Annotated in this window: 3 protein-coding genes; 1 reads left to right on the top strand and 2 read right to left on the bottom strand. The window is 73.5% G+C overall.

What is annotated here, in order from left to right; genetic code table 11:
- On the bottom strand, positions 1–900 hold a 900-nt coding region (locus tag JWR86_RS02630; protein WP_299560356.1), incomplete at its 3' end, for a DUF2336 domain-containing protein.
- Entirely contained in the window at positions 897–1,883 is a 987-nt protein-coding gene (locus JWR86_RS02625; RefSeq protein WP_366914529.1) for a lytic transglycosylase domain-containing protein, read from the bottom strand. The genes JWR86_RS02625 and JWR86_RS02630, both read right to left, overlap by 4 nt.
- A gap of 160 nt (positions 1,884–2,043) precedes the next feature.
- Between JWR86_RS02625 and JWR86_RS02620 the strand changes: the two genes are divergently transcribed.
- Complete coding sequence (locus JWR86_RS02620; protein WP_299560350.1) at positions 2,044–2,535, top strand: MaoC family dehydratase; 492 nt, start codon at positions 2,044–2,046, stop codon at positions 2,533–2,535.
- The last annotated feature ends 112 nt before the right edge of the window (positions 2,536–2,647 follow it).

The following is a 2,647-nucleotide window of genomic DNA, read 5'->3' as shown; positions in this document are numbered from 1 at the left end:
CAGCTCGGCCCGGCGGTAGAGAGCTCGGAAGGCGTGACCCGGCCCGCTGCGCAGGATGGCGGCCACCCGCCGCTCGGAGAGGCCGGACAGCTCCGCGAAGGCCGCCGCCGCAAAGGGGGCGGCGCAGGACAGGAGAGCGCGCAGCATCAGGGCCGGCGTGAGTTGGGACGTGCTGCGGAGGTGCCGGGCCAGCCGCATCGCGTCAGCCGGCGCCCGCCCCGCCGAGAGTTCCACCGTGGTGCGCTCGCGCGCTTCGCGGATGACGCGGTCCGACCGCTCGGGACTGAGCCAGCCGCGGCCGGTGACGAACCCCCCGAGCGTCGCCGCAAGTGCTGCGACGATGGCCTGCGTGATGTCCAACGGCAGGTCCGGGCGGACCAGCAAGGCTTCCCGCAGGGGCCCGGAGCCGCCGTGCCGCTCAACCATCCGGACGAGGCTGGTCGGGGCGATCTCTGCCCCGTCGTTCCGGGCCAGCGCGATCAGGGCCGCCTCGGTGCCGATCTCGGCCAGGGCACCGCTGACGGCCGGGGACAGCCAGGGCCGCCGGGCGATGGCGAGCTGGAGGCGCTCGTCGCCCAAGGCGGCCCGGTCGACGAGGTCGGAATCCAGGAGGACGGGCGAGCGGGAGAGCACGACCGCGGCGATGTCGGGCTGGTCGTCCGCCAGAGCGACCACCACCGGCCGCGGCGCATCGGGCGAGGCGGCCAGCACCAGAGCCATCGCGCGGCGCACCAGCGGAGAGGGATCGTCCAGCATGGCAATCAGCGCGATCCGGGCCTGGCGGAGATCCTCCGGGGCAAGGTCGGAATGCAGGTAGGCCTGCGCCAGCGCGGTCACGGCTTCGGCCCGGTCACCCGCGGCAGCCTCGCGAGCCCAGAGCAGGAACCGGCTGACGATCATGGACGCACTCCTTGGCTGGCGAGGAGCCAGTCCGGCCGCACCAGCGGCCGCGCGGTCCCGGCCGCGCCCAGGCCCGCTGGCCGGACGGGAGGAAGCGGGATGTCGGCCCGCACAGGAGCCGGGACGTCGGCGGGCGCCGGAGCCTGCGCGGCGGCGGGCGGCTCGCGACCCAGGGCCGCTTCGGGGGCCGGCGACGGGCCTGCTTCGGGGCCGCGGGGCTGGTTGCGGGGAAAGAAGCTCGCCACGGCCACAGGGCTGCCTGCGGCATGGTTGGTGCGCCAGATCCGCGCGACGGCGTCCGAGAGCGGGCCGGTCCGGGCCCCGGTCTGGAACATCCCGTTGAGCCCGGTGACGGTGGCGGCGGGAGGCGGCGGCAGCCCGGTCGGCGCCGGGGCCGCATTCGACGTTCCGCTCTGCGCGGCCGCCAGCACCTGGTAGACCTCGCCGGCGCCGCGCGGACGGCCCGCACGGTCATAGAAGATGCCCCGATTGGCCCGCGCCGCGTCGGGAAAGTCTGCCGCCGCGATGCGGGTCGGGTCTCTGGCCGCAGCCGAGATCAGGTCGGTTGCGCCGCGCGCGCCGAGGACGTGGGCGATGTAGAGCTCGCCGGCCGACGGCGGGCGCCCGGTCGCGGCCTGGAGCGCCTCGCGGTTCTGCCGGGTTAGCGCTCCGGCCATCACGGAGGCGAGTTCGGGATCCTTGCGCAGATCGAGCAGCGCCTGCCGGGTGGCCGGGTCGGCCACCGCGAGGCTCCCGTCGGGTCGCTGGCTGACGGCCTTCGCCTCCTGCCCCAGCCCAAGTCGGTCACCGTCGCTGCGCAGGAGCCCGAGCCAGGTCTGCTCGATGAACTGGAACAGACCCGTGGCCGACGAGGTCGGCGCCTTGGCGGAGGGATCGAGCGCGGATTCCCGCTTCGCCGTGCTGAGCAGGTAATCGAAATCCGTGCCGGTCGCCTCCGCCCCGCGGCGGATCGCATCGAGCACGGGCGCCGGCGCGCCGGAACGTGGGGCCGTGGGGGCCGGCGACGGGCTCGCCGTCGTGAACAGGAACATGCGGAGGGGGCCGGCGCTGAGACGGCACCACCGTGACGAAGCATGGTAAATGAATGCTGAAGCGGGCTCATCCCGCCGGGAGCACGACGCGATGGAACCGGGCGAGCGCCACGAGCGGGGCGGCATCTTCTTCGACGATTTCCACGTCGGCCATCTGTTCCGGCACGGCCTCACCCGCACGGTCACGCAGATGGACAACATGCTGTTCTGCAACATGACCCTGAACCCGCAGCCCCTCCATATCGACGCCCATTTCTGCGCGACCGAGACGGAATGGGGTCAGCCGATCGTGAACTCGTTGTTCACGCTCGGGCTCATGATCGGCATCTCCGTGAACGACACCACAATCGGCACGACGATCGGCAATCTCGGCATGAGCGACGTGCGCTTTCCGGCCCCGGTCTTCGACGGCGACACGATTCGGGTCACGACCGAGGTGGTGTCGGCCCGGGCCTCGAAGTCCCGCCCCGATGCCGGCATCGTCGAGTTCCACCACCGCGCCTACAAGCAGGACGGCACGCTGGTGGCCGAATGCCGGCGGCAGGCCTTTATGCGCCGGCGTCCGGGGGGCGCCGCCGGGTGAAGCGGGCCGCGCCCCGCATCCTGCTCGAGATCGGCCTGGACGCCCCGCTGCCGGGGCCGAGCGAGCGGCGGCGGGCCGACGCCCTTGTCGTCGCGGCGGGCCGGCTGGTCAG

Source organism: Enterovirga sp. (genome assembly GCF_028290205.1).
GTDB lineage: Bacteria > Pseudomonadota > Alphaproteobacteria > Rhizobiales > Beijerinckiaceae > Enterovirga.
Note: the sequence above shows the minus strand (reverse complement) of the source record. Positions and strands in the feature narration are given on the sequence as shown.

What these genes read in the sequence shown, in the direction of transcription:
- JWR86_RS02620 (WP_299560350.1), top strand. Translation starts at nt 2,044, where the DNA reads ATGGAACCGGGCGAGCGCCACGAGCGGGGCGGCATCTTCTTCGACGAT.